Origin of the sequence: Pseudoalteromonas sp. SG43-5 (assembly GCF_014164345.1) — a bacterium.
GTDB lineage: Bacteria > Pseudomonadota > Gammaproteobacteria > Enterobacterales > Alteromonadaceae > Pseudoalteromonas > Pseudoalteromonas distincta.
This window is the reverse complement of the sequence record NZ_JACJFA010000015.1, coordinates 87,371-113,759: the sequence shown is the minus strand read 5'-3', so window position 1 is coordinate 113,759 and position 26,389 is coordinate 87,371. Positions and strand designations below refer to the sequence as shown.

Here is a 26,389-nt window from a genome sequence, read left to right as displayed (position 1 = left end):
CTGATAGCTGATAGCTGATAGCTGATAGCCAAAGAATGTTTTACTAAATCATTTAATCAAGGATTTTTAAACTTGTTATTGAGGAAATAACAAGTGGCGGAGTGGACGGGACTCGAACCCGCGACCCCCGGCGTGACAGGCCGGTATTCTAACCAACTGAACTACCACTCCGCAGTGGTATGTGCATGGGGTAATGCACTTACAAATTTTAATCATGATATCAAATGGCGGAGTGGACGGGACTCGAACCCGCGACCCCCGGCGTGACAGGCCGGTATTCTAACCAACTGAACTACCACTCCGCAGAGATATCATTATACTTGTTATTACTTAATTTGTTGGCGGAGTGGACGGGACTCGAACCCGCGACCCCCGGCGTGACAGGCCGGTATTCTAACCAACTGAACTACCACTCCAGCATACAAATTTTGTAATATAACATTGTTTAAATAGTTGGCGGAGTGGACGGGACTCGAACCCGCGACCCCCGGCGTGACAGGCCGGTATTCTAACCAACTGAACTACCACTCCAGCGCGTATTTAAACTGTTATTTTTTCTTATTGGCGGAGTGGACGGGACTCGAACCCGCGACCCCCGGCGTGACAGGCCGGTATTCTAACCAACTGAACTACCACTCCATAATAAGAATATGTTTTACAACCATACGTTGTGTAAGTGTTGGCGGAGTGGACGGGACTCGAACCCGCGACCACCGGCGTGACAGGCCGGTATTCTAACCAACTGAACTACCACTCCAGCTTTTACTTACAAGTTTTACGAAAATGGCGGAGTGGACGGGACTCGAACCCGCGACCCCCGGCGTGACAGGCCGGTATTCTAACCAACTGAACTACCACTCCATATTTTCGTTGCTGTTTAGGTCTCCCTGACAGCGGCGTGAATAATACGAACCAACCCCTATTTCGTCAAGGGCTTTTTTGTTTTTTTATAGGTTTTTTAGTCATCTGTCATCGAAAGGTTTAAAATTTCACCTGATCTGTCATTTTTTGAGCCATTTTTACCGACTTGATTTTTTTCTGTGTCGGCAACACCACCTTCACTTGTTTTCTTTTTCTTTAAAAAAGGCAGCTTCACTTTAAATTTAATCGATTTTTTCTGAACAAATATACGAATTAACAACCAACCGAGTAATAAAATGAGCGTATTGCAGCCTACAATTAAACTAATAATTGCCGATGTGGCCATTTTTTCTTCAACAGGCTCACTCTCAATCATTTTATCTGGCGTAATAATTGTTGCCGAATCAATTTCGGGCACCGCTTCTATGGGTCGTTCTATCTCAAATTTATACGTTGGTAGCGTTGCCATAAATTCACGGCCATTAATATTAGTGCCAAAAACAGACAGTTCAACACTATATCTACCCCAATCATAATTTTTAACACTAAGCTGACGTGAGTCTTTAGCTGCAGCATCTATGGTAAACATTTGCTCTTCGTTATTGGGATAGTAGATTTTTCCCTGGATGATGACTGTCTCTGGCTTAACAATACTTGGGTCTATATTTATAGTTAACAGATGCTCGTCTGTGTCTTGTTCTGCTAACGCGACATCGGTTATAAAAGGTGGCTCGTGCACTTCTATTGTATTTTGCACAATGCGGCGCTGCAGCAGAGGTGTTGCCACGTAAAGCTCTGGTGTCCATTCACCCGCAGGAAAATCTAAAGTAAACTCGCCGGTAAACACACCATCTTTAGGACGCTCATCAAATCCACGTCCATCGTCTTTAAATTCCGCTACTTCTTGAATGCCTGCGCCAAAGTTAGCAAAGTTTTCATTGTTGGTACTTACAAAGTCAACATTAAGGCTCACAACATCCCTAAATAGGTTTGTGTTAATTGGCTCACCGTCGTTTAGTATTTTCCCGGTGATTTTTATTGTCTCCCCCCTAAACAACATTGAAGGAAGAGGCTCTGCCTCAAGAGATATTTCGCCTAATACAACTATTCTGCTGTCGGGTAAAATACTGCCTATTACTTGCCAAGGACCCGCCATAGGTTTTTTTATGGTAACTAAATCGTAGGTGAGTTCGTCAAACCAATCTAAGTTAGGGTTTTTAACTGAGTCAGTAGCAAAGTACTTACTGCCATCGGGCCGCACTAAAATAACAGCAGGTGCACCTGATTTTCTAAAAAACAGCAGTGTTATTTCATCTATTTTGCTATCTATGCGAAAACGATTATCAAGTAAAGGGATCTCATTTTGATGCCCATCGCGCTTGAGCACTTCTACTTGTTTTACGCCATATGCATTGCCAGTAAATAAACTAGCGGCACATAACGCTGTTACAAAATACATCGTTTTCATTAAATCGCCTTATTCTGCGCGCCATATACATTGGCCGCCTTCTTTGTTTACAAGATCTAATCGTGCTTCGTGTGCGCTTTGCTCAGCGTCGCTTGCTCGCAATACAACTAATGGGGCTCTATCGCTATTTAAACGCTTTATACCGCCTTTCTGTTGCTCGCTGCCGTCATCTTTGTTTTGATTCAAATTCAGCTTTGTTTGACCACCCGTCATGGCAAGGTAAACATCGGCTAAAATTTCAGAATCCAGTAGCGCGCCGTGAAGTGTTCGCTTTGCGTTATCTACATCGTAACGACGACATAATGCATCAAGATTGTTCTTTTGACCTGGATGCAAGTCACGCGCCATTTTAAGCGTGTCGAGAACTTGACAAAAAGTCTCTGTTTTAGGATAGCCCTGATTAAGTAGTGCAAATTCATTATCCATATGGCCAATATCGAACGGCGCGTTATGAATAACTAACTCTGCCCCTTCAATATAGTCGAAAAACTCTTGGGCAATTTGATGAAATAACGGTTTATCACGTAAAAATTCGTTAGTGATACCGTGAACGTCGATTGCTTCTTCTTCGCTTGGGCGTTGTGGGTTTATATAAACGTGAAAGTTATTGCCTGTTAAACGGCGATTTACTAACTCCACACAACCAATTTCTATAATACGGTGCCCTTGTTTAGGGTCGATGCCGGTGGTTTCTGTATCTAAAACTATTTGTCTACGTGCCATATCGAATTTAGCCTGATTCTGGTATCTTTCTATAATCACTTTATTGTACATAAGATCAAGGTAAAACAGTGCAAAAAACCGTAGAGATTTACACCGACGGCTCATGTTTAGGTAATCCAGGCCCCGGCGGTTATGGTATTTTTATGATTTATAACGGCCACGAAAAAGAAATGAGCCAAGGTTATAAACTCACAACAAATAACCGAATGGAAATGCTCGCGGCTATTGTTGCCCTAGAATCACTCACTCGAGAATGCGATGTAAACCTAACAACCGATAGCCAATATGTTAAGCAAGGCATTGAATCGTGGATCACTAACTGGAAAAAACGTGGCTGGTTAACATCAGCTAAAAAGCCGGTTAAAAACGTCGATTTATGGAAACGCTTAGATAAAGCCTGTAGCGAGCACAATGTAACTTGGAAGTGGGTTAAAGGGCATAGCGGCAATAAATACAACGAAATAGTTGACGATTTAGCGCGCGATGCCGCTGGCAGTAAAGATTTACTAGAAGATGTAGGCTACCAGCCTTAAATTTATTCTAAGCTAGTTGTTATACCAATTTTATTAAAAACATGTTCATTTTATCGCATTAAATAACTCACTAACTGCGTTAAAAATTATTCATATAGAACAACTATATGTCACAATTTTCGCCTTGTTAATGTGCTATTTTCTTAGCGCTATGATAGATCACTTATTTAATGCAATTGGTATTATTTTTTTGCTCGCACGATTTAAAGTGTTGCTTTGACGTTTGTCTAAGCCCTGCCCCTTTTACTGGTGCAAACTGCGGCCTAGCATGCCACTTAGGTTTTATCGGCGTAAGTGGCGCAACTCTCTTTCGTGCCACCAGCATATAAACACTGCCCATTGGTTTTAAATACTGTTTTGCAAAAGTCCGCCAAAACTCAAATCTTGATAACCTGTTACCTCTTGCCAGTGATGAATAAATAAAACGTTCGTCACTTACAATTTCAAAACCCAATAAATTTAGCCAATCTTTAACCCTCGCAGGGGTAAAAAAGCGCCCCGTCCATGGTAACTTCTGACCACTAAAAGGCAGCATTTGTGCAAGCCCACACAAACTAAACGGATTAAAACCAGTCACTAGTATATAACCGCCCGGAATAAGCGTGCGATGTGCTTCTCGTAAAATGTGATGTGGGTCTGAATGATACTCTAAGCAGTGGCTTAGTATACAAGCATCAATACTGTGCTCGTAAAATGGCAATTCATCTATGTCAGCAACTACCCCAGTGTAAGGCCCAGGCTCTGCCACACACACTTGGTGTTTAATCGTACTTATACTTGTGTTTAATTCGCCACTTAAATTACCCAACTTAAGCATATGATAGCCAAACATACGCGGAAGCCATTGCTCCATTTTACGTTCAATATCTGTGCGTAAATAATCCCCATGAGGAAACTGCTGCCACGACAGTGGTTTGGGTCCTTCTTGAAAACTAAGGGCTGGTTTCATTTTTTGAGCTCGTTATACTATGCGATAAGTGTCACTTTATAGAGCAATTTACCATGGTGCAAGTCAAAGCAATTAAAGCCTTTTCTGATAATTACATTTGGTGTTTAACTACCGATAACAGTAACCAAGCATGGGTAGTCGATCCAGGCCAAGCACATCCCGTATTAACGTACTTAGCTGAGCACAAACTAACGCTTGGTGGCATTTTAATTACGCATCATCACTACGACCACACTGATGGCGTAGCTGAATTAGTTGACGCCTATCCAGATATATCGGTTTATGGCCCTGCAAATAGTCCATTTAAAGGCGTCACTCACGCACTCACTGATGGACAAAGCATCAGTGTGCTTAATATTAACTTTACTATTTTAGCAACTCCTGGGCATACGCTTGATCATATTTGTTACACAAATGATGAACTTGCTTTTACAGGCGATACATTATTTAGCGGCGGATGTGGGCGCTTATTTGAAGGCACGCCAGAGCAAATGTGGAAATCTTTTAATAAACTAAGAGAGCTGCCTGCAAGCTGTGTTGTTTATTGCACGCACGAATACACGCAAGCTAATCTTGCCTTTGCCAAAGCAGTTGAACCACGCAATCCAGAACTCCTTGAGTACAGTAAAAAAGTAGATGAATTACGCAGTAATAATCAAATTTCTCTACCGACCTCTATTGGACAGGAGCTAAAAATAAATCCATTTATGCGTAGCGATTTGCCAACCATTATAGAGTTAGTGCCAGAGAAATTTATCTCGGTTACAAAAAACAATGAACCTTGGGGAAACTTTGCGAGTCTGAGACAGTTCAAAGACAATTTTTAATGCAAAAACTAATACTTTAATATTTATTTCATTAGAATCATTAACTTAAGATATAGTGATGATTCTATTTCTGCGTTTTAAAAAGTCATTAAGTGGCAATGTTAACTCATAACAGGTAGTATTCGCCGAGTTTTTTACCCGATGTATTGGTATTTATGAATAAATCTCCCCTATTAGTAGCCTTGGCGTTAGCGCTAAGTGGTTGTCAAACTGTGACAACATTAGAGTCAGACTCTCAAGTTGCCACGCAAGCAAACCAACAACTCGAAGGCGCAAGTCCTAACGACATTAACAATGCATTGATGGTAAACGCACAATATCAGCAAGTTGACTCTGATGAGCAAGAAGCGCCCGTGTTTGATGATGTGTGGGAGCGAATTCGCTACCAACTTTCTATCGAAATACCGCAAAACCGCCCTGTTGTTACTGAACGTAACTATTACGCTCGCCACCAAGCCTATTTAGATCGTATTTCTAAACGTGCAGAACCTTACTTACACTTTATTGTTGAAGAAGTAGAAAAGCGCGAAATGCCAATCGAAATTGCACTACTGCCTATTGTAGAAAGCGCATTTGACCCATTTGGTTATTCTAATCGCAGCGCATCGGGCATTTGGCAGTTTATGCCTGCAACCGGTGAGCGATTCGATTTAAAACAAAACTGGTGGTACGACGGTCGTCGCGACATAGTGCAATCGACTCGCGCAGCACTTGACTACTTATCGTATTTACATAAAACACTTGAAGGCGATTGGCTAAATGCGATTGCTGCTTACAACTCAGGTGAAGGGCGTTTAATGCGCGCGATTAAAAAGAATCGTAAAAAGCATTTACCTACCGATTTTTGGTCTCTTGATTTACCTAGCGAAACAACAGCCTACGTACCAAAGTTATTAGCACTTGCCGATTTATTAAAACGCTCAGATGATTTTAACGTTACATGGCAACCAGTAATTAATGCACAAGTGGTTGAAGTGGTTGATGTTGGCTCGCAAATAGATTTAGCACTTGCTGCTGATATGGCCGATATGACGCTTACTGAGCTATACAGATTAAACCCTGGTTTTAACCGCTGGGCAACTGATCCTAATGGCCCACATTCTTTATTACTGCCAGTAGATAAAGCAGAGCAATTTAGCCAAAAACTAGCAAACACTGATGTTAAAAACAGATTACGCTGGCAACGTTATATTGTGGCTCGAGGCGACAGCTTATCAGTAATTGCCAAAAAGTTTACAACGAGCTCAAGTGCAATCCGATCGCTTAATAAACTCAAATCAAATACGATTAAAGTAGGCCAAGAATTATTAGTCCCGCTTACTGATGGCGCTATAAATAGCGAACATTTACCAAAGCAGATGCGCTTAGCTGCTAATAAAGCAACTCGCACAAAGCTTTCGCACACAGTTAAAAGTGGCGACACGTTATGGGACATTAGCCGCGAATATGACGTAACTATGGATGAGTTGACTAAATGGAATAAGCTAAAGAAAAACTCTGTACTGCGCCTAAATCAAAAACTTACTGTGTATAAGTCAGCTAATAAACCACAAGCAACGGCAAGTACCAACCGTACTATTACATACAAAGTACGCCGTGGTGACTCACTTGCACGTATTGCGTCTAAGTTTAATCTAAGCGTTAACGAAATTATTAAGTGGAATAATTTAGCCGGTCAAAAATACTTACAACCTGGCCAAAAGCTAAAACTTAAAGTAGATGTCAGAAGTAGTTAATTTATAAAACTATATTAAAAGTAAAAAGGAGCGCATGCGCTCCTTTTTTAATACTTTAAAATTAAAGGATTAAGCAGGTAGTTTTTCTAGCCATACTTTTAACCAAGGCTCGGTTACCGGCCACGGTTCAAAATCTTCACATGCATCTATTTCTAGGCGGTTGCCCACAGGCTTTGCTTGTAAATCACGAAGTAGCTCGTCAAAGCTTCGCCCTGCGCCACAAAATGTATCGCCGTAACATCTGTCACCCATTGCAATTACACCAAACGGTTTATCGGTAAGCATTGGGAAAGTGCTATTCATTGCAAAGTACAATCCGGCCAAATTACTCGGTACATCACCTTGGCCTGTTGTGGAGGTAACAATTAAAATATGCGATGCATTTTTTATATCATCAAGCGATGCTTCTGTAATTACTGTAGCAGTATGACCCGCTTGCTCTATTGTGGCTGCAACTTCATCGCTTAAACGCTCTGCACCGCCATTAACGCTGCCTACAAAAATACTAATATGTGACATTAATAATCCTTTTCTTGCTCTGGCCAACCTAGCTGCTTACATATTTCAAGCATGTCTTCACCTAGTGGCGCTTTAATTGTTATTGATTCATTACTATAAGGGTGCACAAAACTAAGCTCTGTTGCAAATAACATTAAGCGTCTTAGCTCAAAATGCACTCTAAAAAATTGATTATGCTGGTTATCACCATGATTTACATCACCAATGATAGGCAGTGATAAGTGCTTTAAGTGTCTGCGAATTTGATGCTTTCGCCCGGTTTTTGGAAAACACTCAACTAACGAGTAACGCACTGTTGGATACTTACCTATAGGAATAGGCAATGCAGCTTGGTGCAAGCAATTAAACTGGGTTTGCGCTTCTTGCGGTGCTTTATCTTGATCTGCAAACTTATCGGCTATTTTATCAAGTTCTTCTTTAAGCGGTTTATCTAAAAATACTGACTCTGGCGCAAAACCGCGTACTAAAGCCAAATAGCGCTTAGCAATAGTACCTTCAATAAATAGCTGGTTCATATCGCGAGCTGCTTCAGAGCTCAATGCAAACAGTAATACGCCCGACGTAGGTCTATCGAGCCTATGTACTGGAAATACATGTTGCCCTAGCTGGTCGCGCAACATTTGCATAGCAAACTGGGTTTCGTGTTTATCTAAAAACGAGCGATGCACTAATAAACCTGAAGGCTTATTTATAGCCACATAGTTTTCATCTTGATACAAAATAGTCAGCTCGCCATATTCAATAGGCGCTGGACGCTCACTCATTTGGTTCTCCTAAAAAGGTATCAAGGGCTGTTAGTAATTCAATAATTTCATCGCTTCCGGCTTTATACACAAGTGTCATTTGCGCCATAGGGGCAATAGCAAAGTTACGCGGCAGTGGTTGCCTATGTGTTATTAATTGCTGTATTTTTTCAATAAATACAAATTGTAACCACTGCTCAAATGCCATTGTATCGTGACAAAAAGGAGTATTTGAAAGCAGTGCCTCAGCGTCTATTGGCTCACTTTGCCAAAGCGCGTGTTTTTGTAAAAGTGCCGTTAGCTGCACTAAATAAGTTTGGGTTTGCTGGTACATAACCACCCTCTTTTATATATGTAATGCAATTATACCCTGTTCCCTCACAAGCGGCTATGACGTATAATTAATGTAATTTTGCAGTAAAAACAGTTGAGAAAACAATGAGTGATCAAATAGCTACATTAGGTCAGCTTTTAGATGGTGCGGGTACTCAGTGGCGTGCTTTTGATATTGGCAGGCACATTACTAAGCTTGATAAAAAACAATTTTTAGCTATTGAACAAGCTCAAGTGCCTTACCCTTATCCACTTGCTGGTCATGCATGGCTCGCTATTCAATTTTGGGATACTAAAGCCAGTAAAGAACCGTATGTATGGTTTTTAAAATTCCCCCTTGATGAGCAAAGTATGCTGGTAAGTGCTAGTCGGGATCACTTTGCTGATATGGTTATTCAAGCGCTAGGCACTGAAATTACAGGCGAGCAAGCCGATGGAAAGCTTGATAATAACCCTTATGTTTTTACACCAAACGCAAATAAATTAGCGGCATTTAACGCCCAAGTAAAAGTACTATTAAAACAGCCTGCATCGCAGTATTACGAGCATGCACAATTGTACTTTAGCGGTAAAATTGGTTTTGATAATTGGCAAAGTGTTGCACTACAGGGTATTGCCGATTTTGCACTACGCTTAGACAGTGATACAAACTTAAGTAATCTGCAAAAAGCATGGGCGTATTTACCTATTGAAGTACTACAACCACTCAGTGCCATGCTTGAACACGTTGAAATACCAACATCAATGAGTGAGTTACTTGTTGATTACACACAGACCGCAATTAGTAATAACGATACATTAGCTATAACCGCAGCACTAAGATCAGCTTCAAAAGGTCAAGCTCAAGGGTTATGCGCTCAATTAGTTGATACTGTACTAAGCTCACCAGTGAAGCACGACTCTGACGTGTTACTAACAATCGCTGGGCGGTGTTTTAAACAATTAGAAAACCCTGAACGCTTACATGTATTTATGGATAATTGCGCGCATCATCAAAAAATTGAAGAATTGTTTCCAAGTATTTTTGCTGACTTAGTTGCAATACCAACTATTCGCCCGCATTTATTAGGCTTATTACGTAAAGAAAATCGTAGCGAAACCCTCGCGCGTGCAATTGGAAGGTTATTCTCTTAAATGGCAAGTTTATGGACGTTCATACTTATTGGTAGTGTAATTTACTTATTTTGGCTTAACCGAAAGGTTGCTGAAGCGGCGAACGTTCATGCTAAACGTCAAAGTGAGCAACTGCAGGTGCAGTTGATGAGTGTTGCATGCACAAAACGCCGCTTTGGTTTTTTAAAGAACGGCAAGCCAGGCATTAAAAGTGAATTTATATTTGAATTTTCAAGCGATGGTGAAAATGCTTATCAAGGTGTGTTAATTATGGAAAATGAGTTTTTGAAAAGTGTGGTTGTTCCACCGCATAAAATATAAAACTTAATGTACTTTAAGAGTATGTGTCTTAAATTAATAAATTTAATTCAACACAAAAAACTAAGGCGTAACTAAAGTTACGCCCCAATTGGACTGCATCCTGCTAGATATCCATTATCTTAAATCCGTATTATCATCCCCTGAACGAGTAAACAACCTTGTTTACCCTCACATTGCATCCTGCAATATCCATGGCCACCTTGGCAAACCCACGAAATCTATCGTTTGGCTACATCCGCAGCATCATCCTTGGTAATCCTTTTAAGTAGCTCCTGCCACTTTTTGCATCCTGCAATGTCCATAGCCATCTTGGCAAACCCACGAAATCTATCGTTTGGCTACGTCCCGTAGCATCATCCCTGGTTATCCTTTAAAGTAGCTCCTGCCACTTTTTGCATCCTGCAATGTCCACTTGCCATCTTGGCAGTCCTGCGTAAACTAACGCTCCTGCTACTTCCTGTAGCGTCATCCGTGATTATCCTAAAGTAACTCCTAGCTACTAAGTGCTTCATGCACTTCCTTATTCTTCCTTGTATCCGTTTTAGCTTGTCCTTTATGCTTCCTGCTAGCGTCTGCTATGTTGCCTATTCCTTATCCTTGGCAGTAACTCAATCATTGAGCTATGTCGTCTTGACAAAGAGAAGTTTAAAGCAATCAGGGGGGTGAAATAGGACTTAACACTAAATAAATAAACGTCACAAAAATGAAAAAACAAAATAAACACTGCAGAACAATAACTTAGAACAAAAAAGGCTACTTATTAGTAGCCTTTAAGTGACAATGCTTACGATGATGTGAGATATATCTCACGGTCTTATGTCCGTTTGGGCGCATTGGCTTACATTATAATTTTAAATAGTTGGCTCAATTATTGATTTAAACAGTAACTCGCCCTCTACTTGATTAAAAGTAAGGTGTTTAAATGCTTCAAACTTTTCAGTTTTAAAAAATTCAATGTGCTCCTTACGTGTTACAAATACAGCCATCCCTGTTGACTCAGCGTTACATTTAACCAAGTCATCAAGCCCGCGTAGTAAGTAACGACCAAAGCCTTGTCCATGAAAATGCGGATCTACGGCAATAAAAGCTAAAAAATAGTAATTGCCTTTTTGTTTAAGGGCGTCTCTAATTGTTTGTTCTTTATCTATTAATTGATTTGTTTGTAAGTAGCCCGCACTCAGCATTAATTTTAAACGCCAGTGCCAATAACGCTGCGCTTGTAATTGGCTATTAGATTCAAATACACACGCTACTGCTTTTAATTTATCGTTGCGGTATAAACCAATTAATGGCTGTTTTTCTTGCCAAAAACTACTGAGTTCTTCGCGAATTAATGATCGTAATTTTTTTTCGTAAACTGATTTATTTTCGTCATTGTAGCTAAGCATGTTTAGTAATACAGGATCGTCATGATAAGCCTGATAAATTAGGCTCGCTGCAGTACTAATATCTTCTGCAGCTAAATACTGTACGCTGAACGTATCAGCTGGTGTGGTTACACTCATTGTATTTCCTTTATTATTTAGCTATAGGCTGTTTAACTTTAAACCTAACTATATACCTAAAATTATTAACCGTAAATTCAGCGAGAGTTTAACTAGCAGGAGGTACAGTTAGGTACTAGTATGAATTTTCATTCATTTAAAGGAGCAATATCATGGATACGACAAAACACGACATTAACACACTTTTTGCACAGCTTGGATTACCAAATAGTGATGAGCAAATAGATGCATTTATTGCCTCACATGAATTAGAAGACACAACACTACTCCAAGAAGCTTCTTTTTGGGATGAGGCACAACAGCACTTTTTAGCTGAATCCCTTGCACAAGACGGAGATTGGAGTGAAGTAATTGACGAGTTAGATGTACGCATTCGTCAAAGTAAGTAATTTTATTTAATGTACCCTCCCTTATTTATTGCTAACATAGCATCTGCGCAGCATTTATATGCTGCGTATTTATTTTATTAAAGAGTTATATATCTAATGAATTCAGTTGTATTTGATGCAATCAAAGCCCTTCTCGATGAAGGTAAAACCCCTACTGTAGCACTAACTAAAAGCCGTTTGGCGCAACCGGTTCCAATGCCGATGATTATTGCAGCAGTAAGCCAATATAAAAACAATCCTGATTCAATTAATAACTTCATGAGAAACCCACAGCAGTCAGATAATACTGAGCTTAAAACAAGTCAATTAGATAGAATTGAGCAAAAACTCGATAAACTTCTTGCGCTGCTAGAACAAAAATAATTTGAGACTATAAATGTTCGTTGTTGATTTAACTTTTGATTGCTACCAAGACACCACCCTAGAACAAGCCGAACAAGCAATAAATCGCTTAGTAAATGCACTGCGTTTTAATGGTCAAATAATGGGAGAAGAATTTCCAACCGTTTTAAAAGATGGATTTTTTATTACACGCGTTATGTGCCCGACCGAAGATGCAATGCACCCGCTAAATAACAGCCCGTTTGTTAAGCACAGTATCGAAAAGTTACATAGTGCTGGGCTACTTGCGCCAAAAGTAAAAGTGATCGGACAAGATATTCACTCCAACGGCGCTGATTGCTGCAAAGAACCATCAAGTTATATTTTATATACAACCTATGTGCATACGTGCAGCCCGCTTTATTGTGGTGATGACTTTTTGCCTGTGCCGCTATTTCGTATTCCGGCAATTGCTAATGGTGACTATAAAACGCTTATAAAATGGCAAGAAGATTGGCAAGCCTGCGATCAAATTCAAATTAACGGCGCAACCCGTTGTGAATTTCCGGCGCTTGAAGAAATATCGAGTATTAAAAGCGACTTATATAGACGCGGAAAAGACATAACAAAGCGAATTAGTTTTTTAACTAAAAAGCCAACCTATTATTATTTATACCGTGTAGGCGGCGTAGATAAAGCGTCTGAACTTGAACGAAAATGCCCTAGTTGTAATGGCGATTGGAAATTACCTGAATCGTGGTTTGGGTTATTCGACTTTAGGTGTGAGCCCTGTGGCTTAGTGTCTAATATATCGTGGGATTTTCAGTAGTTACACTAAATTAATGAGCAACAATAGCTTGGTGCTAACTGCACCAAGCTGATTGTTGAATAGACTCTAAACCTCTAATGCCTTTAAAAAAGCATTAATGTTGGGAGCAAGTACATGGTGTGTGTTTTTGCCAACATGCTCTAAACATACTTCACCAGTGTGCACCAAAACACTCACTAGTAAATCATCTTGATCTGTTAAACCAATAAATACTGTTTCTGGCTGCTTAAGCTTGCGTTTCATTAAAACGTGGCCCGTTATATTTTGCTGTAGCAAATTAAAGTCTTCTTCGTTCCATGCTTGTAGTAATTCAACCTGATGCCCATCAATACTTGCTAAAATACTTCCACCGTACATATGTCCGTATAGCTCGCTAAGCGCTTTTGGAAACTCAAGTTCTAGTGCACTGGCTAAATCATTAAGCGAACCTGCAGGTTGCTGACGCGCCCCCTGCCATTGAATGTTTCCTTGCTCGTCAACCTCACCAACTTCACATGGGCTTGGCCATTGCTCGTCGTGCGCAATAAGTGGGTACTTTGTAGTGTTTTTAAGGGTATTTTCGCTAAATGTTTGATGAAGTTGTTCTATAAGCAATGCAACAGACATACTGTGAAACTCATTTAAATTAGATATAATGTCCCTATTGTAACTATTTAAGAGCAAACATGACAGATTACAGCAATTCTCCAGACCTTAAAGGTAGCGTATTAGGCCAATCTACTGAGTATGTAGATGTGTACACGCCAAGCTTGCTTTTCCCTATTGCGCGCAAATTAAATCGTGATGCTTTAAATATTGACGAAGCAGAGCTGCCATTTAAAGGCCAAGACATTTGGACAGGTTACGAGCTTTCATGGTTAAACATTAAAGGTAAACCCCAAGTTGCCGTGGCCTTATTTACCTTTGAGTGCCAAAGCAGCCATATTATTGAGTCAAAGTCGTTTAAACTTTATTTAAATAGCTTTAACCAAACCCTATTTGAAAGCATTGATATAGTAAAACAGCACTTAATTGATGATTTATCAAACGCGGTTAACAGCCCTGTCAAAGTGACTTTATACAATCCTGACGATTACAATTGCTTACCGTGTACGGCGCTGCCAGGTGAATGTATTGATGACTTAGATATTGAAATTAATAATTACGATATTGATGCAAATTCACTTAAAGCAAAAAGTGATGAAGTAGTTACTGAAACGCTCTATAGCCACTTACTTAAGTCGAACTGTTTAATTACCTCCCAGCCTGACTGGGCAAGTGTGATCATAAGATACACAGGCGAGCAAATATGCCGTGAGTCGTTATTGCGTTATTTAATTTCATTCAGAACACATAACGAATTTCATGAGCAGTGTGTTGAGCGTATTTATAGCGATTTAACAACACAACTTAATATTAAAGAGTTAGAAGTTTACGCGCGTTATACTCGTCGCGGCGGGCTTGATATAAACCCGTATCGCTCTACACATTATAACGATACGCCATTTGCAGTTAAAATTAATCGTCAGTAGGTTATTTTAAACTGGAATATGAGTATAAAAAAAGGAGCCAAGGCTCCTTTTTTCATTCTTTAATTAATACCAATTCCATTAAGTATGTGATCTAAATTTTACGCAGAAAAAATAATTCAGTTCTAGGCGTAAATTGATGTAAATGGTTGTTCCCTTTGCGAAATTTACAACAAAGAAATGGGTTGTTTTAGCAAGTAAAATAGATCAGCTATTTATTGGAATTGGTATAACTTCGCGCTTAGTGGGTATAGGCATACCACACACATCAACGTAATTATGTGCTTTAACAAACCATGGTTCAATACGGTTTTTACGAGCACTGATCAAGTTTTTAAACACCGATGAGTTTGTTTTCATCACTTTAAATATACTTTTATCACTTTGTACATCACCAAGTACTTGTATATTGGTAATTGGGTTAAATGCTTTTCCTTCAGTTGGTGTACGCGCTAAACGGTTAAAATGCTCTATACCTTCGAGCACTCGACCAAACACCGTAATATTTTTATCAAGGTAGCGCGGGCCTTGCCCTATTGTTACAAAAAACTCCGTACTCGCACTATTTATATCGTTGTCGCGCGCCATGGCAAACACGCCACTACAATGCACTTGCCATGTTTGCGTATGTGCTGAGTTTTGAGCTACTGCAAAACCGTTTAAAAAGCCAGTAACTGGTGCATATCCGTCGCCATTTAGCTCAGTAATTAAAAGTGGTTTGTTTGTTGTTAAATAAAACTCAGCAGGGACTGTTTTATCTGCCGTTTTAATTAACTTTTTACCCGAGCTGTCCCCGCCTTGCGCTACAAAACCTTCAACAAACCGATAAACGCTGGTATTTTTATAAAACCCTTCTCGCGCTAACTTTTTAATATTTTGAACGTGCTTTGGGGCAAGTTGTTCATTGAGCTCAATGTACGCATCGCCCGTTGGCAGCGTTACCTTTAAAATATTTTGAGCATCCACTACTCGCCAGTCATTATCTGTTGCACTAGCAATTACCTCACTCGCGCTCAATAAAGGTAGCTCTTGTTTAGCAACATCATCACCTAGTTGTTGAGCACAACCGCTCAATAAAACACTAAGCAGAGCTGGCAATATAATTTTTTTCATCGCTTATATCCTTATAATTATTATAGCTTTGGTTATTCCCAATCAAACTTATATAGCACATCAACATTTTGATATAGGCCGCTCGTTATTTCTATGTATAACTGTGAAAGTAACTGATAACGCACAGCCACTTCACTGAGCGAATCAAATACACCCACGCTATATTTAACTTGTAAGCTGGGTGCTACGTAACCAGATATTTCTACTTTGGTGCTATCACCACTACCTGATGAGCTTAAACTTACATCTGACAGCCCAAAGGTTTCACCTACCTTAGAAACAACCCCTTCGCTGCGGCTAACCCCTTGAGAGAGTAATAACTGTGTAAGCATAGCATCGCTTGACGAACTTTCTCCATCACCTAAAGGTTGGCCATTAAGTAAATATGCAAGTGCTTGTGCTTGATCCATCGCAGGCTCAGAAAATATTTTGAGCGTTGGTTGTTCAACATTACCCGTAAGCGTAACCCCTGCAATGACACCATTTGCAGTCGTATCGGGGTTACGTATTGCTTTAATATTTAAAAATGGTTGTTCAATTGAACCGCTAAAACCGACTTGCCCGGTGCTGATTATTAAATCTTGCCCAAAGGCTAAGTAAGTACCTTCAATTAAGTTAAGCTCACCTGTGGCTATAATTGGTGCTCCTTGACTCATTTTTATCGCTAAATCACCCGCAACTTTTGATTCCAAGCCAAACGATTCTACTTTTACATCGTTTTTGACAATCACTTTTAAATCTATGTCGTAATCAAATGGAACTGTTTCTGTGGCCTCGGTTTTTTGATCAACAATAATTTCATCATCGCTAACTTGCACTGCGCCCTCAGGAAGCTCTTCAATCATTATACGACCGTAAGGCACAACTACCTCACCAGCAAGCTTGAGTGCATTATTTGCCAAGCCTATTTTTAAATCCGGCGATACTTTAAAAGTAACCCCTTGCTGCGCACGTACATAAAACTGCTCGCCAACTACCGCCACATTTACAGCTGGTTGCGCACCTTGCCAATCAACGTCACCGGTGAGATTTATTTTACCGCCCTGGTTGTCGTTTAAGTTGCCTTTTATTGTGGCTGTTGTTTTATCAAACAATACGTTTATATTTGATTTTTGCAGCGCTATAGGTAATTGCTCGCCCTCTAAACTAATATCGCTCACATTAAGTTCGCCATTTAATAATGGATCTTTTAACGTACCTGCTAATGCGACTTTTCCACTAATATCACCTTTTAACTGCTCAAGGGTTTCAAGAAATGGTTGTAAGTCTGAAAGGAGTATTTTATCAATATTAATAGTGCCGTTAAGCGCTTGCGTATTTTGTATGTCGTCAATATCAATTTGTGTGTTTATTTTACCAAGCACACTTGATTCTAAATTAGCTTCAAGCTTGCCAACTTGAGAGTCCGAAAATGCACTAACAGTTAGAGTTTCGATTGGTAATTTAAAACGATCTTCTTCCGAGGTAAGCACCGCTTCTAAGTCGCTAGAATCGATATTTGCGCGTAATGTTTTAAGCGCACCGCTTTGCCAATTAAGTGCTACATCGCCCGCTATATTACCGCGAGTACGAATGCTATTAGGTAAAAAGTGCTTAAGCTCCTCAAGTGCTAAGTTGCTTAGTTTAGCATTTAGCTGACCGAGGTTTTTTGATTGGGCTAAGGTGTCTATGCACAATTTACTTTGCTCAGATGCCCAACAATGTGCACTTACATCAAAGTCGCCACTTTGCGTATTAACCATAATGGCAATATTTTTAGTATTACTAAAACTAAGCTTTTTATCGCTGAGCGTTACATTACTAAGCTCGCCATTCCAAGTGGTATTATTAATTTTGCCATTAACTTCAAACTCTACACTGCCTTGCTCAGCATCTACAGATGCCGTAAGTTGGTGATCTGTTTTGTCGCCGCTAATATCAATTTTAACGCTATTAATTTGCTGTTCGGCTACAAGCGCCGAACCAACACTTACCGAAACATCGGTTTGCCAATCGGCTGCGGTATCTAACTGCCCTTTTACTGATAATTTATTAATGTTTATTTCATCAAAAATAAAGCGATCGAGTATTAGCGCTAAATCAACAGAGGGCGTTAACCTTTCCCCCCTTACTTTTAAATTTGCGTTGCCATCGGCAGTAAATGGAATATTAGCTTTTTCATCACTTTTAAGCGTTACTTTGCCATCAACCTGCCAAGTATCATCAACTTGCCCGCTTAGTGCTAATTTATTGGTGCCACTACTTAAATAAAAACTATCAATATTAGCTTTTAACGTGTTGTCGAGCTTAAAGTTTGAAGCAAATTCTAGTGGCACGTCGTTAAGTAATCCGTTTAACTTTGTATTATTCATTTGTAGCTGCCACTTGTCGTCAGCTGCATTAAACGAGCCTTTAAACTGTCCTGAAATATCACTGGTAGCGGCATCAGTTAAGTACTGCGCTTTTAAGTTAGCAAGCGTGCCATTAAAGTTAGCCTGTATGCCTTTTTGCCAATCAACATTGGCTTTTATAGTTGCACTGCTTTCGTTCGCTTTAATGCTTAGCGCTTGTAAAGTTGCTTTGGTGAGACTGCCTTTTAATTGGGTATTTAAGTCAACAGCTGGGTACGCGCCTAATTGGCTATTCCCCTGCAGGCTAAGCTGGTAATCGTCGGCATTACCTTGTGCATTGAGGCTTACATTTCGCACTTTAAGCTCATTACTTTGTGCATCAATAAGCCACTGTTTAATTTTGCCATTTAACTCAAACGGATAGTTTTTTTGCTTTAAATTTGCCGTTGCCGTTAAACTAAGTGGATATTGCCCCTGCGTTTCTAAATTTAAGTTTAGATTTGATAAGTCACCATTCAACTGCAAATTGGCTTGGTGCTCATCACTTTGTAAAACAACATTCCCTTTTATGGGCAAATTTCCTGCAAGCTCAGCGTTAAGATGCGTATTAAGCTGCCACTGTTCATACTTTGCTGAGAATGACTCTAAATTAATAACCGCATCTTCCACACTTAATTGCAGCGAGATCTTTTCAATAACATGTTGGGCTTCGTTTTGCTCAATCGTAATGTTAGCTATTTCAAAGTCTTCAACAACTAAGTCAAGTGGCGAAGTAAATTCTATATTAGGTAATGCGGGTAGGTGCGTCAAAGGCGCTTGAGTATTTTGCGCCGTTTGTGTTTTCGCATCTTGTTCTTGCTCTTTTAAAGCAACAAGTATGGTGGGAATATTCAGGCTTTTAACCGTCAGCTTTGAACCCTCTGCTTTTGCTGAGAGTTTAAAGTGATTAACGCTTACGTTTGCACTTGGGTGCTCTAGAGTAAATTTATTGATCGCAATGTTTTTTACAGCAATATTAAAAGGTAAGCTGATTTTTTCAAGCGGCTCTGCAGCGGCTTCTTCTTGTGACTCTGCAGTTTTTGGTAATGTTAAATTTATAGATTTAGCACTTAAGTTATCTATACAAATTCCATCGCACTGCCACCAAAACAAATCAATTTTCAATTGTTGTGCATTAAAATCCAATCCGTTGCTAGTAAAGCGCACATTAAAGGCATCATTATAAATAAAACGGCCATCTTTAATTACGATATGTAGTCCATCTACCGCTTTGTTTGCACTATAAGCAATAAATTGATTACCGGGTGCGGTAAATAACAAACAAAATAGTGCAACAACTAACGTGACAAAAATAGCACTTACGGCGGCTGTTATCTTTTTTAATACTGACATTAAATTTCTGGCCCTATGGTAATACTTAAACGTGTGCTTTTACTTTCTTTTGTTAATCCCCAAGCGTGGTCTATACGCACTGGGCCAACGGGTGTTAAATAGCGAAAACCAAAACCAGCGCCTACTTCAAAATCATCAGAAAAATCATTCGTTGCAGTACCACCGTCAACAAATAAAGCTGCGCGCCAGTTTTGAGCAAACTGATAGTTGTACTCTATTGTACTGGTTAGTAAGTATTTACCACCAATGAGGTCGCCATCATCATTTTCTGGCGATATTGATTGATACGCAAAACCACGAACACTTTGATCGCCACCTGCATAAAAGCGCAGTGAGTAAGGTACGTTTTCAATATCATCAACAAGCATTGCACCAACATTTGCTTTTAAAAACACTAAATGCTTATCTAAGTATGTACGTAACCACGCATGTTGCATTTGCACCCTAATCAGATTAGTACTCGAAAGCACATCATCTAAACCAAACTCAGCAGATATAAGCCACTGCTCTCCCCAGTATGGAGTCGTGCCGCCTTTTGATTTTTTGCGGGCGTAGCTAATGCCCGGCATTAACATTTCGGTGCTTTCTTCCTCTTCATCACCGATGCGGTAGGTTTCTTGGTCGCGGCGTAAAAATGCAGTACGCACCCACTTATTTTCGGTTAACCATTGGCGCTGAATTTGCCCCGTGAGTATTTCACTGTAGGTATCGTTTGTTAGTTCATCCTCTAATTTATATCCAGCAGAAAAACGCCATAAATCATCATTCGGATCATCAACTGGAATGGTATAAGCCATGGAAATATCTTGCTGCTTTTGCGCCACATTTAAATTAGTTTCGAGATAATGGCCGTCTTCTGTGATCCACGGTTTACTCCATTTAAAACGCACTTTGGGCCCTAAGTCAGTACTAAAACCGCCGCCAATTTCATAGCTATTTGCAGGCTTGTGCAACACATCTACCTTAATAGGTACTTGGCTATTTTTACGCGCAGCAATATCGGCGTAAACGCGCACGCTTGCAAAATAAGGGGTGCTTGATAAATCCAAATTATAGTCAGCAATATGTGTTGATTTATAAGGTTGACCCTGAGTAAAAGGCGCAAGCGAGCGTATGTATTTTTCAGCAGGCGTATTACTAGCTATTTTTATATCACCAAACTGGTATCTAACCCCAGTATCAATTACAAAAGTAATAACAGCACTATTTTTCTTAAGTGACACTTCTAATTTGCGCGCTGGCCACTTTGCATCAAAATAGCCAAGCTCCAATAGCATAGATTCTATTTTTTTATGAGCAGAGTCATATCTACCATGATTTAAAACATCACCTTGTTTTAAGTTGGTATTTTTAATTAATGCCTGTAATTGAGTATCATTTTGGCCATCGCCGTTTAGCGTAATATTAATTGCTTCTATGCGTGTTGCAGGACCTCGCTCAACTTTAACAATTAGCTCGCTGTTGTCTTTATCATAAATAACCTCGACGGTCGGGCTATAATAACCAAGTGCTTTAATACTATTTTGTACTTGCTTTTGGGCATAACGACGAAGTGTACGGGTTGGTTTTTCACCAATTAATTGCTTGAGATAAAGGGCTACGTTATTTTCTAAATCGCCACTTAACCCTTTAATTTCGTAATCTTCTATGACTTTTTCTGCCGCATAGCTACTTGTCGCAATTAAAGCGCTCACAACACACATGCAACGTAAAAACTTAATAAACAAGTAAATATCCTTACTTTTAATATCTTACATAAAACTGGCTGATTACGCGCATATTAGCATAGCCATAATGAGCAACACATTAACTTAATGACAATCTAATGCGTAAATTTAACTTTGAATAAGTATCAGCATAATTAAAATTAGTACGCGTTAAGACAATATTTTAGTTACAATAGTGCCTACGAATAAAAAATTAATTTTAAATGAGTTTTTAATGCAATTCCCTGATGATGATAACGGCCAACTTTTAGCCGAAATAGCCGCTGCTGGCATTGATTTAAATAAAATGCACCAAGTCGATTTTTTTATTTTATTTGAACAAGAAGCCGATGCTGAAAAATTTGCTAAAGAAATAGTTTCTGATGCATTAGTTCAAAAGGCTGAGCTTGAAAAATGTAAAGACACTGGCGTTTGGGAAGTAATCACTCAAGTACAAATGGTGCCAGAGCACACCCTTTTAGGCCAAGCTGAGCAATACATTGAAAGCATTGCTAATAGCTTTAATGGATATGGTGACGGCTGGGGATTAATGGACGGTGACGAGGCTTAGTTACCTTTTAATTGTATTAGTTCAATGCACTCTATCAGTTAAGCTTAACGGCTTAACTGATTTGCCTTCCTAAAATTGCCTTTATAGTCAAATAGCTTATCAGCTACTTTCCAACCATACTTTTTGCTTTTTCGTGCAATAACAAAATCTGGTGGTACTAATTCAAATTGTGCGCTTACTACTTGCGCTGCAGTTTTAAAATTAATAGGTGTTTGTCCAAGTCCTACTCGTAGACCAAATTGCTTATTAAATATAAATTGCCCGCCCTTATTTGCGAGGTTATATACCTCATCGCAACTTGCGCCATCTTCATCAAAATACGTTACTTTAATAAGTTCATCTTTAATTTGAGTAACCGATAACCCACTACATCGAAGCACAAGTGCGTCTTTTAAGTTTAATGCATTACGTAACTTATCATCAGGGTCGGCCATTACCGAGCCGCAATCATGGCATTTACGTGCCGCAATATCATTTTGGGCACCGCACTGCTCACATTCTTTAAACCTAAAACGATAATCGCACTGCTCTTTATGCCCATCATCATCTTCTAACAGGCCTTGGCAACGCCTGCCAAAGTGCTCTATTACTTTGCCAGTGGAGTCTGTTTTACCCCAAAATATATTCGCAAACCCACAACCTGGGCAAAGTACCTGCACAGGTTCATTATCACTATCGCCTTTTTTATCACCTACTTCTGGGTGAAATAAATTAAAACCATTGCCAGCATAATCTATTACTAAGCAATCCGTTTTCGATTCAGATAACCTTAAACCTCGCCCCACAATTTGTTGATATAAACTAACTGATTCTGTAGGTCTTAAAATAGCTATAAAGTCGACATGTGGCGCATCAAAGCCGGTTGTTAGTACCGATATATTAACTAGATACTTTAATTGCTTAGCTTTAAATTGCTTAATGATTTTATCGCGCTCAGTGTTTGGCGTATCACCTGTGATTAGTGCACTTTGATGAGCTGGCAAGTAGCTTAATATTTCCTGGGCATGCATTACCGTGGCGGCAAAAACCATAACACCTTCGCGCTCTTCACTGTATTGAATTACTTGCTGTAATATAGCTTTCGTTGCGCGCTCACTGTTTTTTAAAAGCGCATTCATGTCATCAGTCGTATATTGCCCAAATGCATTGCTATCTAATGACGAAAAATCATAATGGCTAATTGCTGCATCAACTTCGTTAGGGGGCGTTAAATAGTTATGTTTGATCATATACCTGAGCGGCAATTCAAAAATACAACTTTTAAACGGACTTTCTTGAGTACCCTTAACAAAACCATGATAATGGTGGTGGTATATCCACCCCATTCCTAACCGATAAGGTGTTGCTGTTAAACCCAATACTTTTAACTGAGGGTTATACTCTTTTAAACTGTTTATTACTTTACCGTACTGACTTTTTTTATCCCCATTTACCCTGTGGCATTCATCAATAATAAGTAATGAATAATGCTCATTTAATTTATTTAAATTACGAGAAAGTGATTGCACACTGGCAAAGGTTACTTGATGGTTTAATGATTTTTCTTTTAAGCCTGCTGAAAATATACTCGCCTCTAAACCAAAACTTTTATATTTTTGTGAATTTTGCTCTACCAGCTCTTTTACATGAGCAAGCACTAATATTTTTTGCTTAGCTATACGCGCAAGTTCAGCAATAACCAAACTCTTACCTGCGCCGGTTGGTAGTACAATAACGGCAGGATCATTACTCTTTCTAAAGTGTAAAACGGTGCGTTCTACGGCTTCTTGTTGGTAAGGTCTTAGTTTATAGCTCATGGGAAAACAAATAGGTTCGAGTGAAGAGATTTTAGCAAATAATAGCTGGGAGTTTTAAACTTTAATTATATTTTATTGAGGGGTAAACAAAAAAGAGAAGCCGAAGCTTCTCTTATATTTAGCTTTAAGCTAAAAACTTTTCAAGCTCAACACCTTCAAACGCTTTAGGACGACGGCCACGGCCAGTCCATTCAATAGTCTCACCATTAAGTTCCATACGGTACTTAGGCTTAACTTTGGTGCGCTTGTCTGATGCTCCATCTTGTAAATCTTCTAGCGTAAGTCCTTTTTCTTTTAAAAGATCCAAAACTTCCTGTTTCGCTTTTTGCTGCTGGGTATATTTTGAAATTGCATCATTGATAAGCTGTTGAGCTTTTTCAAGCTCTGTTAATGATGCTGTTTTAATAAAAGATCGGACTTCTTTCATCTATATCTCGCTAAATTGTGTGATTGGAATTATTTAATTATTCCTACTTAGTATAATGCCAAGTAGTTATTTTTACCATTCAAAGACACCTGCTGCTTTAAGCTTTATAAAAAAATACTTTTACAATAGTATAATTATCAAATCTAGAGGCTATAAAATGACAATGCAATACTTCTAACCGAGTAGACTCAATAACTAGAGATTACCCTTTTTTACCGTGGCTAAAAACTCTAAGTTCATATTTAGCCTATTTATTAAATAGTACATGCATATAAAAATCACAATATTAAAATTATTTAACTTTATATACATGTATTAATAAAATGGTAAATAACTATAGATGTTTAGCTAAAAACTTTTCAATTTTAGTATATAGCTCTATTTTATTCTCTTCTTTTTGGAATCCATGTCCTTCGTTATCTTTCATAATCCACTCATCGTCAGATAATATAATTCCGCGCTCTTCTAAAGAATCTCTTAAATCGAGTGCATGTTTTTTTACAACACGAGGATCCTTGGCTCCTTGCACAATCATTAATGGCGCTACTATTTTATCTACATGATGAAGTGGAGACATTTTTTTCATTAAAGCTTTATCATCAGGGTTACCAATTTGCTTTTCTAGAAGCTCTCTTTGTGGTTCCCAATGCTTAGGAAGCGAGTCAAAAAGTAACTCAACGTCAGTTATACCTACATAATTAATACCACATTTATAAAGCTCTGGAGTAAAAGTAAGACCGGCCATAGTTGCATAACCGCCGTAACTAGAACCATAAATACATACTCTTTTTGGATCTATAACCCCCTCACCTACCAAGTACTCAATAGCGTCGGTTAAGTCATTTTGCATCTCGGCGCCCCATTTACCGCCATAGCCTGCTTGTTGAAATTTTCTCCCATAACCACCTGAACCACGAAAGTTGACTTGAACTGTTGCATAGCCCCGACTCGCAAAAAATTGCGTCTCAGAATTAAAACCCCATGCGTCTCTAATACCATAAGGGCCGCCATGTGGATTAACAATCAAAGGTAAATTTTTACCGTTGCTATCTTTTGGTATTGTTAAATAGCCACGAATAGTTAAACCATCACGGCTATTAAACTTAATTGGTTTCATAGGTGATAACTGACTTTTATCAATCCAGCCCATAGGTGAAACTAATGATTTGAGCGTATTTTTTGATTTATTGAACAAATAATAATGACCAGGATCTGTATCACTACCAACATATACAACGTTCAGTGCTTCATTTTTTGAGCTGCTAACTACATTAACAACTTTATCTTTAAAAGCGCTCTTCAATGAGGCCATCATCTCGGCGGTTTCTTTATCAAAATAAGCTACTTCAGGGTATTCATCTAAATACCTGACTCCGATTAGCTTTTTACGTTTAGTCGATAACATTAAATTAGAGACATCAACTTCTGGCATGCCAAAGATTAATTCACCTAACTCGTTTTTATCAGGATGAAAATAATAAATAGCTGACGTATCTCTATTAATATTTGAAGCTACAAATAGTGTTTTATTATCAAAATCGAAAGCCAGAGGTGTAATATTTTCTTCTTCAACGTTATAGTCACGTAATATACGAAACTCTTTTTCACCTTTATTCTTATAATAAAACTTACCTTTTAAGCCATTGATAGCAACAGCACCTCTCACTTCACCATCATGATCTAAAAGCCAACCCTGAAAATCACCTGGATTCTTAGCCAGAATCTTCATTTTAAAATTTCTTTCTCGCTTTCTATCCCATTTACTATTAAGAGGTAATTTATAAAGATCCGGAGCTTTAATATTTCTTCCATTATATTGAATAACAATATGCTCTGGATCATTAGGTAGCATATGGACAATGCTTGCAGAACGGATACCTGAGGCTCCTACTTTAGAGCCAACTAACTCAATAACTCTCGCTTTTTTAGCGTTAACATTGATTTTATAAAGGCTAAAAGCTTCATTTCCATCACTATCAAGCTTAAAAACAATTTCATCATCATTAGCCCATGAAAAATCATTAATATCTTGATCATCAAACTTTGTTACCGCCTTTGCATTTTTTAACCCGTCAGTTTCAAGTATAACAATATTTTTTCTCTCATTTATTGGAGATAGTACTGCTAAATACTTACCATTTGGGGAAAGCTGAAGATTAGAGAATTTAGGATTTTTAAAAAAATCTTCAATTTTTGGTTGTGCCTTCTGAGCATTGATTTCAAAAGAAATAATACACAAGTAAGAAATTACTATTAACTTAAATATTGCTGACATAATACTTCCAAATAAATTAAGTGCTTACTAACAACAGCTTGCTGAGAGAGACTTCACTTATTAGTAAATAAAAAAGCCCTACTAAATAGCAGGGCTTTATT

Annotated in this window: 24 protein-coding genes and 7 tRNA genes; 10 read left to right on the top strand and 21 right to left on the bottom strand. The window is 38.9% G+C overall.

Annotation, left to right across the window (positions count from 1 at the left end):
• Positions 1 to 94 precede the first annotated feature (94 nt).
• The 9 genes from H5161_RS15195 to dnaQ all read right to left on the bottom strand — a co-directional run bounded on the left by H5161_RS15195 (position 95) and on the right by dnaQ (position 3,052).
• Positions 95 to 171: transfer RNA gene (locus H5161_RS15195), tRNA-Asp, on the bottom strand.
• Between the two features lie 54 nt (positions 172 to 225).
• Positions 226 to 302, bottom strand: a tRNA-Asp gene (locus tag H5161_RS15190).
• Positions 303 to 339: 37 nt separating this feature from the next.
• A tRNA-Asp gene (locus tag H5161_RS15185) sits at positions 340 to 416 on the bottom strand.
• A gap of 38 nt (positions 417 to 454) precedes the next feature.
• Positions 455 to 531 (bottom strand) — tRNA-Asp (locus H5161_RS15180).
• 31 nt (positions 532 to 562) lie between these two features.
• A tRNA-Asp gene (locus H5161_RS15175) sits at positions 563 to 639 on the bottom strand.
• A 41-nt stretch (positions 640 to 680) separates the two neighbouring features.
• Positions 681 to 757, bottom strand: a tRNA-Asp gene (locus tag H5161_RS15170).
• Positions 758 to 784: 27 nt separating this feature from the next.
• Positions 785 to 861: transfer RNA gene (locus H5161_RS15165), tRNA-Asp, on the bottom strand.
• 97 nt (positions 862 to 958) lie between these two features.
• Positions 959 to 2,329: a TIGR03503 family protein gene (locus tag H5161_RS15160; RefSeq protein ID WP_182769598.1), complete on the bottom strand. Its 1,371-nt coding sequence runs from the start codon at positions 2,327 to 2,329 to the stop codon at positions 959 to 961.
• Positions 2,330 to 2,338: 9 nt separating this feature from the next.
• On the bottom strand, positions 2,339 to 3,052 hold the full coding sequence (dnaQ, locus tag H5161_RS15155) for a DNA polymerase III subunit epsilon (protein ID WP_182694170.1): 714 nt from the start codon (positions 3,050 to 3,052) through the stop codon (positions 2,339 to 2,341).
• Between the two features lie 68 nt (positions 3,053 to 3,120).
• Between dnaQ and rnhA the strand changes: the two genes are divergently transcribed.
• Positions 3,121 to 3,585 carry a ribonuclease HI gene (rnhA, locus tag H5161_RS15150; protein WP_002963021.1) on the top strand — a complete coding sequence of 155 codons (465 nt, stop codon included), beginning with the start codon at positions 3,121 to 3,123 and terminating at the stop codon, positions 3,583 to 3,585.
• 163 nt (positions 3,586 to 3,748) lie between these two features.
• On the opposite strand, the gene H5161_RS15145 is transcribed toward rnhA, so the two are convergent.
• Positions 3,749 to 4,534, bottom strand: coding sequence for a class I SAM-dependent methyltransferase (locus H5161_RS15145; protein WP_002963022.1), 786 nt, complete (start codon positions 4,532 to 4,534; stop codon positions 3,749 to 3,751).
• A 53-nt stretch (positions 4,535 to 4,587) separates the two neighbouring features.
• On the opposite strand from H5161_RS15145, the gene gloB reads away from it, so the two are divergent.
• Together gloB and H5161_RS15135 are read left to right on the top strand one after the other, a co-directional pair.
• The gene (gene gloB / locus H5161_RS15140) at positions 4,588 to 5,361 is read left to right on the top strand and encodes a hydroxyacylglutathione hydrolase (protein ID WP_182712737.1); all 774 of its coding nucleotides are present in this window, start codon (positions 4,588 to 4,590) and stop codon (positions 5,359 to 5,361) included.
• A 155-nt stretch (positions 5,362 to 5,516) separates the two neighbouring features.
• Positions 5,517 to 7,097 (top strand): LysM peptidoglycan-binding domain-containing protein, encoded by a 1,581-nt coding sequence (locus H5161_RS15135; protein WP_182769597.1) that lies wholly within the window; start codon positions 5,517 to 5,519, stop codon positions 7,095 to 7,097.
• Positions 7,098 to 7,166: 69 nt separating this feature from the next.
• Here the strand turns inward: H5161_RS15135 and H5161_RS15130 are convergent, their stop codons facing one another.
• Genes H5161_RS15130 through H5161_RS15120 form a run of 3 tightly spaced genes read right to left on the bottom strand, consistent with a single transcriptional unit; the run spans position 7,167 to position 8,693 of the window.
• The gene (locus H5161_RS15130) at positions 7,167 to 7,616 is read right to left on the bottom strand and encodes a flavodoxin (protein ID WP_182769596.1); all 450 of its coding nucleotides are present in this window, start codon (positions 7,614 to 7,616) and stop codon (positions 7,167 to 7,169) included.
• On the bottom strand, positions 7,616 to 8,380 hold the full coding sequence (gene truC, locus H5161_RS15125) for a tRNA pseudouridine(65) synthase TruC (protein WP_182769595.1): 765 nt from the start codon (positions 8,378 to 8,380) through the stop codon (positions 7,616 to 7,618). Before truC ends, H5161_RS15130 begins: the two co-directional genes overlap by 1 nt.
• Positions 8,373 to 8,693: a YqcC family protein gene (locus H5161_RS15120; protein ID WP_182769594.1), complete on the bottom strand. Its 321-nt coding sequence runs from the start codon at positions 8,691 to 8,693 to the stop codon at positions 8,373 to 8,375. Before H5161_RS15120 ends, truC begins: the two co-directional genes overlap by 8 nt.
• A 104-nt stretch (positions 8,694 to 8,797) precedes the next feature.
• On the opposite strand from H5161_RS15120, the gene H5161_RS15115 reads away from it, so the two are divergent.
• On the top strand, positions 8,798 to 9,826 hold the full coding sequence (locus tag H5161_RS15115) for a DUF3549 family protein (protein WP_182769593.1): 1,029 nt from the start codon (positions 8,798 to 8,800) through the stop codon (positions 9,824 to 9,826).
• Positions 9,827 to 10,126, top strand: a complete 300-nt coding sequence (locus H5161_RS15110) for a DUF3301 domain-containing protein (RefSeq protein ID WP_002963032.1) — start codon at positions 9,827 to 9,829, stop codon at positions 10,124 to 10,126.
• Between the two features lie 851 nt (positions 10,127 to 10,977).
• Here H5161_RS15110 and H5161_RS15105 read toward each other — a convergent pair.
• Positions 10,978 to 11,631, bottom strand: coding sequence for a GNAT family N-acetyltransferase (locus tag H5161_RS15105; RefSeq protein ID WP_024597670.1), 654 nt, complete (start codon positions 11,629 to 11,631; stop codon positions 10,978 to 10,980).
• A 152-nt stretch (positions 11,632 to 11,783) separates the two neighbouring features.
• Here H5161_RS15105 and H5161_RS15100 point away from each other — a divergent pair, with 152 nt between their 5' ends.
• The 3 genes from H5161_RS15100 to H5161_RS15090 all read left to right on the top strand — a co-directional run bounded on the left by H5161_RS15100 (position 11,784) and on the right by H5161_RS15090 (position 13,170).
• Positions 11,784 to 12,020: a DUF2789 domain-containing protein gene (locus H5161_RS15100; RefSeq protein WP_002958240.1), complete on the top strand. Its 237-nt coding sequence runs from the start codon at positions 11,784 to 11,786 to the stop codon at positions 12,018 to 12,020.
• Between the two features lie 96 nt (positions 12,021 to 12,116).
• Entirely contained in the window at positions 12,117 to 12,383 is a 267-nt protein-coding gene (locus tag H5161_RS15095) for a hypothetical protein (RefSeq protein ID WP_007378199.1), read from the top strand.
• Positions 12,384 to 12,396: 13 nt separating this feature from the next.
• On the top strand, positions 12,397 to 13,170 hold the full coding sequence (locus tag H5161_RS15090) for a Zn-ribbon-containing protein (protein ID WP_024599765.1): 774 nt from the start codon (positions 12,397 to 12,399) through the stop codon (positions 13,168 to 13,170).
• A 66-nt stretch (positions 13,171 to 13,236) separates the two neighbouring features.
• Here the strand turns inward: H5161_RS15090 and syd are convergent, their stop codons facing one another.
• On the bottom strand, positions 13,237 to 13,776 hold the full coding sequence (gene syd / locus H5161_RS15085; protein WP_182696501.1) for a SecY-interacting protein: 540 nt from the start codon (positions 13,774 to 13,776) through the stop codon (positions 13,237 to 13,239).
• Between the two features lie 59 nt (positions 13,777 to 13,835).
• On the opposite strand from syd, the gene queF reads away from it, so the two are divergent.
• Entirely contained in the window at positions 13,836 to 14,681 is an 846-nt protein-coding gene (queF, locus tag H5161_RS15080; RefSeq protein WP_182769592.1) for an NADPH-dependent 7-cyano-7-deazaguanine reductase QueF, read from the top strand.
• 204 nt (positions 14,682 to 14,885) lie between these two features.
• Here queF and H5161_RS15075 read toward each other — a convergent pair whose 3' ends face one another.
• The 3 genes from H5161_RS15075 to H5161_RS15065 are packed head-to-tail and all read right to left on the bottom strand — an operon-like array spanning position 14,886 to position 21,240.
• Complete coding sequence (locus H5161_RS15075; protein WP_182769591.1) at positions 14,886 to 15,791, bottom strand: peptidylprolyl isomerase; 906 nt, start codon at positions 15,789 to 15,791, stop codon at positions 14,886 to 14,888.
• Between the two features lie 32 nt (positions 15,792 to 15,823).
• Positions 15,824 to 19,513, bottom strand: a complete 3,690-nt coding sequence (locus tag H5161_RS15070) for a translocation/assembly module TamB domain-containing protein (protein ID WP_182769590.1) — start codon at positions 19,511 to 19,513, stop codon at positions 15,824 to 15,826.
• Positions 19,513 to 21,240, bottom strand: coding sequence for an autotransporter assembly complex family protein (locus H5161_RS15065; protein WP_182712745.1), 1,728 nt, complete (start codon positions 21,238 to 21,240; stop codon positions 19,513 to 19,515). Before H5161_RS15065 ends, H5161_RS15070 begins: the two co-directional genes overlap by 1 nt.
• A gap of 214 nt (positions 21,241 to 21,454) precedes the next feature.
• Here H5161_RS15065 and H5161_RS15060 point away from each other — a divergent pair, with 214 nt between their 5' ends.
• Positions 21,455 to 21,790: a ribonuclease E inhibitor RraB gene (locus H5161_RS15060; protein WP_002958248.1), complete on the top strand. Its 336-nt coding sequence runs from the start codon at positions 21,455 to 21,457 to the stop codon at positions 21,788 to 21,790.
• A 44-nt stretch (positions 21,791 to 21,834) separates the two neighbouring features.
• On the opposite strand, the gene H5161_RS15055 is transcribed toward H5161_RS15060, so the two are convergent.
• From H5161_RS15055 to H5161_RS15045, 3 genes are all read right to left on the bottom strand, one after another.
• The gene (locus H5161_RS15055; protein WP_182769589.1) at positions 21,835 to 23,586 is read right to left on the bottom strand and encodes a DEAD/DEAH box helicase; all 1,752 of its coding nucleotides are present in this window, start codon (positions 23,584 to 23,586) and stop codon (positions 21,835 to 21,837) included.
• 124 nt (positions 23,587 to 23,710) lie between these two features.
• Complete coding sequence (locus tag H5161_RS15050; protein WP_002958250.1) at positions 23,711 to 24,013, bottom strand: H-NS family nucleoid-associated regulatory protein; 303 nt, start codon at positions 24,011 to 24,013, stop codon at positions 23,711 to 23,713.
• Between the two features lie 334 nt (positions 24,014 to 24,347).
• Positions 24,348 to 26,288 (bottom strand): S9 family peptidase, encoded by a 1,941-nt coding sequence (locus H5161_RS15045; protein WP_149602364.1) that lies wholly within the window; start codon positions 26,286 to 26,288, stop codon positions 24,348 to 24,350.
• Positions 26,289 to 26,389 lie beyond the last annotated feature (101 nt).

What these genes read in the sequence shown, in the direction of transcription:
- H5161_RS15060 (WP_002958248.1), top strand. Translation starts at nt 21,455, where the DNA reads ATGCAATTCCCTGATGATGATAACGGCCAACTTTTAGCCGAAATAGCC.
- H5161_RS15045 (WP_149602364.1), bottom strand. Translation starts at nt 26,288, where the DNA reads ATGTCAGCAATATTTAAGTTAATAGTAATTTCTTACTTGTGTATTATT.
- H5161_RS15055 (WP_182769589.1), bottom strand. Translation starts at nt 23,586, where the DNA reads ATGAGCTATAAACTAAGACCTTACCAACAAGAAGCCGTAGAACGCACC.
- H5161_RS15120 (WP_182769594.1), bottom strand. Translation starts at nt 8,693, where the DNA reads ATGTACCAGCAAACCCAAACTTATTTAGTGCAGCTAACGGCACTTTTA.
- H5161_RS15050 (WP_002958250.1), bottom strand. Translation starts at nt 24,013, where the DNA reads ATGAAAGAAGTCCGATCTTTTATTAAAACAGCATCATTAACAGAGCTT.
- H5161_RS15145 (WP_002963022.1), bottom strand. Translation starts at nt 4,534, where the DNA reads ATGAAACCAGCCCTTAGTTTTCAAGAAGGACCCAAACCACTGTCGTGG.
- H5161_RS15135 (WP_182769597.1), top strand. Translation starts at nt 5,517, where the DNA reads ATGAATAAATCTCCCCTATTAGTAGCCTTGGCGTTAGCGCTAAGTGGT.
- H5161_RS15095 (WP_007378199.1), top strand. Translation starts at nt 12,117, where the DNA reads ATGAATTCAGTTGTATTTGATGCAATCAAAGCCCTTCTCGATGAAGGT.
- H5161_RS15160 (WP_182769598.1), bottom strand. Translation starts at nt 2,329, where the DNA reads ATGAAAACGATGTATTTTGTAACAGCGTTATGTGCCGCTAGTTTATTT.
- H5161_RS15110 (WP_002963032.1), top strand. Translation starts at nt 9,827, where the DNA reads ATGGCAAGTTTATGGACGTTCATACTTATTGGTAGTGTAATTTACTTA.
- gloB (WP_182712737.1), top strand. Translation starts at nt 4,588, where the DNA reads ATGGTGCAAGTCAAAGCAATTAAAGCCTTTTCTGATAATTACATTTGG.
- truC (WP_182769595.1), bottom strand. Translation starts at nt 8,380, where the DNA reads ATGAGTGAGCGTCCAGCGCCTATTGAATATGGCGAGCTGACTATTTTG.
- H5161_RS15070 (WP_182769590.1), bottom strand. Translation starts at nt 19,513, where the DNA reads ATGTCAGTATTAAAAAAGATAACAGCCGCCGTAAGTGCTATTTTTGTC.
- H5161_RS15100 (WP_002958240.1), top strand. Translation starts at nt 11,784, where the DNA reads ATGGATACGACAAAACACGACATTAACACACTTTTTGCACAGCTTGGA.
- syd (WP_182696501.1), bottom strand. Translation starts at nt 13,776, where the DNA reads ATGTCTGTTGCATTGCTTATAGAACAACTTCATCAAACATTTAGCGAA.
- H5161_RS15090 (WP_024599765.1), top strand. Translation starts at nt 12,397, where the DNA reads ATGTTCGTTGTTGATTTAACTTTTGATTGCTACCAAGACACCACCCTA.
- dnaQ (WP_182694170.1), bottom strand. Translation starts at nt 3,052, where the DNA reads ATGGCACGTAGACAAATAGTTTTAGATACAGAAACCACCGGCATCGAC.
- H5161_RS15105 (WP_024597670.1), bottom strand. Translation starts at nt 11,631, where the DNA reads ATGAGTGTAACCACACCAGCTGATACGTTCAGCGTACAGTATTTAGCT.
- H5161_RS15075 (WP_182769591.1), bottom strand. Translation starts at nt 15,791, where the DNA reads ATGAAAAAAATTATATTGCCAGCTCTGCTTAGTGTTTTATTGAGCGGT.
- H5161_RS15115 (WP_182769593.1), top strand. Translation starts at nt 8,798, where the DNA reads ATGAGTGATCAAATAGCTACATTAGGTCAGCTTTTAGATGGTGCGGGT.
- queF (WP_182769592.1), top strand. Translation starts at nt 13,836, where the DNA reads ATGACAGATTACAGCAATTCTCCAGACCTTAAAGGTAGCGTATTAGGC.
- H5161_RS15130 (WP_182769596.1), bottom strand. Translation starts at nt 7,616, where the DNA reads ATGTCACATATTAGTATTTTTGTAGGCAGCGTTAATGGCGGTGCAGAG.